This is a genomic window from Bacillus sp. JJ1521, assembly GCF_036965165.1.
Lineage (GTDB): Bacteria > Bacillota > Bacilli > Bacillales > Bacillaceae_L > Ferdinandcohnia.
Window position 1 is genome coordinate 20,311 of sequence record NZ_JBALOX010000142.1, and the last position, 6,690, is coordinate 27,000.

Genomic DNA, 6,690 nt, shown 5'->3' on the forward strand with positions numbered 1-6,690 from the left:
TTGCCACAGGAAGTGGCGCTTTTAGTCTTTGATCTTACTGCTCGAAAAACTTCCGCTAAAAAATCTGTGGCATCCGCCGGAGGTTAATTTTATTCAGCAGGAGTTGAATCCATTTTGAAAAGTAGAATTTATCATTCCCCCACTATTATGATAAATGGGGGATTTTATGCTGAATAATAGTGGATTGCTAGAGAGCTTTCTTCGTTTTTATGTATTTTTCTACATAATTAATGCTGTGGTTTAAAACATCATCCTTCATGATAAAGCTATAGCCGCGATCCGATTTAACAGTATCTAAAGGGATTTCTTTTAAAAGGACAGGACCTTTTGTTTCAAAATAATCCTTCTGCTCAAGAAGCCGTTCAATTTCGGCAAAATAAATATTTTTAATAATGGTTTTCCCTTTTCCAATGACCTTATATTGTCCGATATACTCAAGTTCCTTAACTTCAGCACCCGTTTCTTCCATTACCTCACGAATTGCGGCGTCCCTTGGCATTTCGTTATCTTCTACCTTTCCCCCTGGAAATTCGAGCCCACGTTCAGAATGATTGGTTAAAAGCCATTGGTCCTTGTATCGGCAAATAACCCAAACATGCTTTGGATGACTTGAAAAAGGATCCGGTGTAAACGATAAATTCACTTCATTATGGTACATATCATGAAAAACAATCATTTTGACTTATCTCCATTACGATTAAATTTATTACTGTTAATATAACATAAAAACAAGCCGCTTCATGTAGAAGTGGCTTAATCAATAGTGCGTAATGTATCAAGTATTCCTTCTGATTGAATGAAGTCCCTTGACTCCTGGTCTCCCAGTTGATTAATAATTTGATAAATCTGCAGCATATTTGTGTCATACTTATCATTGGATGAATCATAATGGTACTCGACAAAAGGCACATGTGCGCGTAAAAAATTTTCGATCTCATTCGAATAGTTTGATTCAAACAGGTTTCTCAATTGACGAACTTCTTCATCAGTCGCTTCAATTTTGTACTCCCACGTAGATCCAGACTTCACTTGAGAAATCTCTCCACTTCCAATAGAGATATAATAGGTTTTCCTTGGCTGTTGATTCAACATGTTTCACTCCTAACAGTGATTTGCGTAATTTTAGCTTTTTCCTACGGTGCAAAAAATATGCATTTTGCCCGAAACTGGATTTACTGCCTATTTTTAATCCATTAGTATCTTTTGAACCATTCCCCCATATACTAATTCCCAAGAAAAGCAATTAAAGGGGAAACTTTTATGAAAATAATAGATGAAATTTATGAGATGTATCGAAATAAATTAACGGGTGACGAAGAAGATGCAGACATTATTGCTTTCTCCGTGCTTGAACAATTTGAACGTGAGGATCTGATTGACCTATTAGGTGATTTAACTGACCAAGAATTGCGAAATTTAGTTGGTTTTTATATGATTGAAAACCTTAAAGCGAAGATGGCCCGTGATGGAATCGGTCGATCAAAGATGATGACAGTCGATGAGTTGCGGGATATACATTAGATATTAATTACTAAAAGTCGTCTATTGGCGTTACCATGAATTCTATTGGTGATTATAAATTCTATCAACGTTATATAAATTCTATCAAAATTAACTTAAAATCCTCGATAAAAAAGGATTGTCCGCTCGCGAACAATCCTTTAAAGATTAAAGCTTACTAATAATGCGTAATGCATCCTCTATTGAGTCCCGATTGACATCATAATGTGTCGTAAACCGCACAAGTTTAGGTCCAAAAGTTGAAACTAACACCCCATGCTCTTTTAATAAGGTAGTATACTGACTTGAGTTTAATCCCTTTTCACTTACATTCACTAAAATAATATTGGTATCTACCTGATTAATTACGTTCAAGCCGTCAATATTGTTGAGTTCTTCCGCCAAAAACCTTGCATTCTCATGATCTACTGCAAGGCGATCGACCATTGTCCTTAATGCGACAAGTCCTGGTGCTGCAATAATCCCAGCTTGTCTCAAACCTCCACCTAGGCGTTTTCTCCACTTTCTTGCTTGTTTTATAAACTCCTCACTCCCCGCAATGATAGAGCCAACTGGAGCACCTAATCCTTTTGATAAACAAAATTGAACTGTATCTGTATATTGGGCAATATCCTTAACTGGACGCCCAAGAGCCACTGCTGCGTTAAACAACCGCGCCCCATCTAAATGGACAGGAATCTGATTAGCCGCTGCTAATCTTTTTATGGCTTCCATATTTTCTAGTGGAATGACCGCCCCACCCGCTCGATTATGTGTATTTTCAATACAAATCAAGCCGGTTTCAGGGTTATGTACATCTTCACCTTGAATAGCCGCTTCTACTTCAGCAGGATCCATAGCTCCTCTGTTTCCTTTAATCGTTCTAGGTTGAACACCTGCAAATGCAGAAATGGCTGCCCCTTCATAATTAAAAATATGAGAATCATGTTCAACAATTATTTCATTTCCATTTCTTGTGTGAGTCAGCACGGCAATTTGATTACCCTGCGTACCACTTGTTACAAACATTGCAGCTTCTTTCCCAAGCATTTCAGCGGCTGTTTGCTCAAGCGCATTCACTGTTGGGTCTTCCTGATAAACATCATCCCCAACCTCAGCCTCATAAGCTGCCTTTCTCATTTCAGCTGTAGGCTTTGTAACAGTATCACTTCGTAAATCGATCATAGCTCTCACTCTCCTTATAAATAAAAATAAAACAAAACCCTCCTTTCGACAAGAAAGAAGGGTTCACAATTTTTATTATTTTCCTAAGAAGGATTGTAACATCCAAATATGTTTTTCAAGTACTTGGTGAATCGCAAGCAGCATATCACCTGTTGTTTCATCATCTGCATCATCAGCTACCTTCATGCCTTCCTTTAACTCCCCGGTTAGGATGGAAAAATCATTGGAAATGTTCGCTACCATTTCTTCCGCATTTTCATTACCGCTTGCTTCCTGGATCGAAGTCACTTCAAGGATTTCCTTCATGGTTGCGACAGGTTGTCCATTAATCGCAAGTAGGCGCTCCGCTAATTCATCAATATGAACAGCAGCCTCGTTATACAATTCCTCAAATTTTACATGTAGGGTAAAAAAATTAGAGCCCTTTACATACCAGTGGTAATTATGTAGCTTAATGTAAAGTACACTCCAGTTTGCAACTTGCTTATTTACGATTTCGATTAATTGTGTTGACATTAAAAATCTCCTCCTTAACGTTAACATACCCCCTTTATATCACAGTGAAACATACTTTTTCCGATTGTTTTTTAACGAATTTCACACTTTTACAATTTTAATGGAATATCAATACCTTCTATATCCGTATCATGTTAAAATTATAGGTGTAAAGAGGGGGTTACTATGCTTATAGTATTAATTATTTCAATCATATTGTGTTTTGCAGTTATATTATTAGCTGTTGTTACGACATCAAAAGCCTATCAATACAAACATACAGTAGATGACTTAGAAGAAAATCCAAATTTAAATCAGCTTGAAAATAAGGAGAATTCAGATGGAAAATAAAATTCTTCACGATTTAGCAAATGATTGGTTAATCGAAGCTACAATAGATTCCATTCAAGAAAAATATGAAAAAGAAGAATTAACAGCCAAACAAGTAGTGCTCATGTATTTACATAGAATTTCAAGCTATGATTCCGCATTAAAATCAATTATTGAGATTAACCCAGATGCCCTTCATATCGCAATGATGCTGGATGCAGAACGAAAGGAAATCGGCCCCCGTGGACCTCTTCACGGAATTCCTGTTTTACTTAAAGATAATATAGATACAGCCGATAGGATGCACACATCTGCTGGTTCACTTGCATTAGCAGACTCATATGCAACAGAGGATTCATATGTTGCTTACCTGTTAAGAGAAGCAGGTGCGATTATCTTAGGGAAAACAAATATGACTGAATGGGCGAATTTCATGACGGAAGGAATGCCAAGTGGCTACAGTTCACGTGGCGGTCAAACTTTAAACCCTTATGGTCCAGGAAAGTTTGATGTTGGTGGTTCAAGCGCAGGTTCTGGTTCAGCCATTGCTGCGAATTTTGCTGTCGTAGCAGTCGGCACAGAAACATCAGGCTCGATATTAAGTCCATCCAGTCAAAACTCACTGGTTGGGATTAAGCCGACAGTTGGATTAGTAAGTCGTGCGGGGATTATTCCGATTGCCCATACACAGGATACAGCAGGTCCGATGGCTCGTACGGTCAAGGATGCTGCTTACCTTTTATCTGCAATCGCAGAAGTAGATGAACGTGACCCAATCACTTATACAAGTAGAATATTACCTTCTACTGATTTTACCCAATATTTAGATGCTGATGGCTTAAACGGTGCACGGATTGGGATTGCAAGAGAGGTTTATTTTGACTACCTTAGTGACGAAAAACGAGCAGTCATGGATCTGGGTGTTAAGAAACTTGAAGAACTTGGGGCAACTGTCATTGAGAATGTTAAAATTCCTTCTTCAAAGAATAAGTGGAGTTACGATGTGTTAACGTACGAATTCAAAGTAGACCTTAACACTTATTTACGCAAATTAGACCCTTCGGTAAAAGTCCGAAATTTAGCTGATCTTATCAAATTTAATAAGGAAAACGAAGAAAAAATGCTAAAATACGGACAAATTATTTTAGAAGAGGCAGAAAAAACGAGTGGAACATTGACAGAAAAAGCGTATTTTGAGGCGCTCGAAAATGACCAATATCATTCGACGGAAAATGGAATTGATTATGTTTTAAAAGAACATCAATTAGATGCAATTGTGTTTCCTAATAATGTAGGCGCTGGTATTCCGGCTAAAGCTGGTTATCCATCCATTACAGTTCCTGCTGGATACACAACTGAAGGCGAACCAGTCGGAATTACGTTCACTGGAACCGCATTTTCAGAAAAGCATTTGATTAAATTAGCTTATTCATTTGAGCAAGGAACAAAATATCGAATTCCACCTAAACAGTAAAACCTCAGCCCTATTGGCTGAGGTCTTTTTTTATCTGACGCCAGTGCCTGGCAAGGCGCTGGCACTTTTCATTTTAACCGAAAACTTTATGAAGGTCTTCTTTTGATTGTGATAACCAGAAATTCATGAGGCGTTTTGCACCTTCTAAATCATGTAGCTTCGCTTGCCCACATTGAGTTTCATTTGCTGCAGGAATTTCGGTAATTTCTACCGCACTTTGCATCGTAGCTTCAAGTAAATCAATGATTTCAGAAACAGTAGGCTCGCCACTAACAACTAAGTAATAACCAGTTTGGCATCCCATTGGAGAAATATCAATAATATCGAAATGGTCATATTTCTCACAATGCTCACGAAGATTAAAAGCCAATAAGTGTTCAAGTGTATGAATGACGTCTGGCTTCATTGCTTGTTTATTTGGTTGACAAAAACGAATATCAAATTTATTTACAAGTCCATCTGTACCAACCTTGTGGACACCACAATGTCTTACATATGGAGCTTTTACTGCATTATGATCTAGTTCAAAACTTTCTACTGATGGCATTCCCTTCACTCCCTAAGTTTTTCTTTCTATATCTATAATAACGCTAATTCCGATTTTTTTCATCAATTTAATTTGGATTAAATGGCAAAAGATGCTTTTTCTCCACTACCTATAGTATAGTATAGATACCTAAACTAAGTAAGGGAAGTAGAAAAAATTGCTTCAAGCGCTATTTATTGGAATCATTCGTTTTTATCGAAAATTTATATCGCCATTGAAGCCACCAACCTGTCGCTTTTATCCAACGTGTTCACAATATGGACTTGAAGCGATAAAACGTTTTGGTGCAATCAAAGGCGGGTGGTTAACTATTAAACGCATATTAAAATGTCACCCCCTTCATCCAGGTGGGATTGATTTTGTTCCTGAAAAAAAGGAAGGTAAGCATCCCCATTGATGCCTGCCTTCCTTTCTCTAAGTCAACGATCCTCTTTTTGCTTATATCCATTAATTACAACATCCAGTTTACCTGTTTCAGGGTTAATAACAAGACCGTGAACAGGAACGTCCTTTGGTAGGAGTGGATGATTTTCAACCATTTCAACACTATGACGGACACTTTCCTCTACGCTGCTAAAGCCTTGAAACCATTCTTCAAGACTAATCCCAGAATACTTTAATGTGTCAATTTTCCCTTGGGTCACGCCTCTGTCTTTAATCTTATGTAAAATCGAATCAGCATCCAGTGCACTCATACCACAATCATGGTGACCGACAATGCATACTTCGTCCGCATTTAAATCATAAACAGCAACTAAAATACTTCTCATCACACTTCCAAACGGGTGTGAAACAATTGCGCCCGCAACCTTTAATATTTTCACATCTCCATTTTTCATATTCATTGCTTTTGGTAACAACTCAATAAGACGAGTATCCATACATGTTACAATAACCATTCTTTTATTAGGAAGCTTAGTCGTTTGATATTTTACATATTCTTTTGAATCCACAAACTCTTTATTGAAATCTAATATATTCTCCAATTGAGACATGTTTATCACCTTTTCTATATGTTTCATTATATTTTATCAAAAACTTTCCCTTAATAATAACTTTTTTATTATTGCTCACTAATTCTTTAGTCAGCCTGAGATACTAAAAAGACAATATCTACCTATAAAAGTTTCTTGTTCTCAAATCGGAATAATTACGATAT

Annotated in this window: 10 protein-coding genes; 4 read left to right on the top strand and 6 right to left on the bottom strand. The window is 37.2% G+C overall.

Annotated features, from left to right (window positions below; all coding sequences use genetic code 11):
• Positions 1-187 precede the first annotated feature (187 nt).
• Positions 188-676, bottom strand: coding sequence for an RNA deprotection pyrophosphohydrolase (gene ytkD, locus V7147_RS18355; RefSeq protein WP_335369276.1), 489 nt, complete (start codon positions 674-676; stop codon positions 188-190).
• Between the two features lie 77 nt (positions 677-753).
• Positions 754-1,092 carry a hydrolase gene (locus V7147_RS18360; protein WP_335369277.1) on the bottom strand — a complete coding sequence of 113 codons (339 nt, stop codon included), beginning with the start codon at positions 1,090-1,092 and terminating at the stop codon, positions 754-756.
• Positions 1,093-1,260: 168 nt separating this feature from the next.
• Between V7147_RS18360 and V7147_RS18365 the strand changes: the two genes are divergently transcribed.
• Positions 1,261-1,521, top strand: a complete 261-nt coding sequence (locus tag V7147_RS18365) for a DUF6154 family protein (protein WP_335369278.1) — start codon at positions 1,261-1,263, stop codon at positions 1,519-1,521.
• A 147-nt stretch (positions 1,522-1,668) separates the two neighbouring features.
• Here the strand turns inward: V7147_RS18365 and ltaE are convergent, their stop codons facing one another.
• A complete protein-coding gene (gene ltaE / locus V7147_RS18370; protein ID WP_335369279.1) occupies positions 1,669-2,685 on the bottom strand; it encodes a low-specificity L-threonine aldolase in 1,017 nt (338 codons plus the stop codon).
• 75 nt (positions 2,686-2,760) lie between these two features.
• A complete protein-coding gene (locus V7147_RS18375) occupies positions 2,761-3,201 on the bottom strand; it encodes a Dps family protein (RefSeq protein WP_335369280.1) in 441 nt (146 codons plus the stop codon).
• 165 nt (positions 3,202-3,366) lie between these two features.
• Here V7147_RS18375 and ytzI point away from each other — a divergent pair, with 165 nt between their 5' ends.
• Both ytzI and V7147_RS18385 read left to right on the top strand, forming a co-directional pair.
• Positions 3,367-3,531: a YtzI protein gene (ytzI, locus tag V7147_RS18380; RefSeq protein ID WP_335369281.1), complete on the top strand. Its 165-nt coding sequence runs from the start codon at positions 3,367-3,369 to the stop codon at positions 3,529-3,531.
• The gene (locus V7147_RS18385) at positions 3,521-4,984 is read left to right on the top strand and encodes an amidase family protein (RefSeq protein WP_335369282.1); all 1,464 of its coding nucleotides are present in this window, start codon (positions 3,521-3,523) and stop codon (positions 4,982-4,984) included. The genes ytzI and V7147_RS18385 overlap by 11 nt, the downstream gene beginning before the upstream one ends.
• 73 nt (positions 4,985-5,057) lie before the next feature.
• Here V7147_RS18385 and V7147_RS18390 read toward each other — a convergent pair whose 3' ends face one another.
• The gene (locus V7147_RS18390; protein WP_335369283.1) at positions 5,058-5,531 is read right to left on the bottom strand and encodes an S-ribosylhomocysteine lyase; all 474 of its coding nucleotides are present in this window, start codon (positions 5,529-5,531) and stop codon (positions 5,058-5,060) included.
• A gap of 157 nt (positions 5,532-5,688) precedes the next feature.
• Here V7147_RS18390 and yidD point away from each other — a divergent pair, with 157 nt between their 5' ends.
• Entirely contained in the window at positions 5,689-5,928 is a 240-nt protein-coding gene (gene yidD, locus V7147_RS18395; RefSeq protein WP_335369284.1) for a membrane protein insertion efficiency factor YidD, read from the top strand.
• 22 nt (positions 5,929-5,950) lie between these two features.
• Here yidD and V7147_RS18400 read toward each other — a convergent pair whose 3' ends face one another.
• A complete protein-coding gene (locus tag V7147_RS18400; RefSeq protein ID WP_335369285.1) occupies positions 5,951-6,526 on the bottom strand; it encodes a beta-class carbonic anhydrase in 576 nt (191 codons plus the stop codon).
• Positions 6,527-6,690 lie beyond the last annotated feature (164 nt).

Bases quoted from the DNA above. Each gene is read 5' to 3' on its own strand.
- ytkD (WP_335369276.1), bottom strand. From the start codon at position 676: ATGATTGTTTTTCATGATATGTACCATAATGAAGTGAATTTATCGTTT.
- V7147_RS18360 (WP_335369277.1), bottom strand. From the start codon at position 1,092: ATGTTGAATCAACAGCCAAGGAAAACCTATTATATCTCTATTGGAAGT.
- V7147_RS18365 (WP_335369278.1), top strand. From the start codon at position 1,261: ATGAAAATAATAGATGAAATTTATGAGATGTATCGAAATAAATTAACG.
- ltaE (WP_335369279.1), bottom strand. From the start codon at position 2,685: ATGATCGATTTACGAAGTGATACTGTTACAAAGCCTACAGCTGAAATG.
- V7147_RS18375 (WP_335369280.1), bottom strand. From the start codon at position 3,201: ATGTCAACACAATTAATCGAAATCGTAAATAAGCAAGTTGCAAACTGG.
- ytzI (WP_335369281.1), top strand. From the start codon at position 3,367: ATGCTTATAGTATTAATTATTTCAATCATATTGTGTTTTGCAGTTATA.
- V7147_RS18385 (WP_335369282.1), top strand. From the start codon at position 3,521: ATGGAAAATAAAATTCTTCACGATTTAGCAAATGATTGGTTAATCGAA.
- V7147_RS18390 (WP_335369283.1), bottom strand. From the start codon at position 5,531: ATGCCATCAGTAGAAAGTTTTGAACTAGATCATAATGCAGTAAAAGCT.
- V7147_RS18400 (WP_335369285.1), bottom strand. From the start codon at position 6,526: ATGTCTCAATTGGAGAATATATTAGATTTCAATAAAGAGTTTGTGGAT.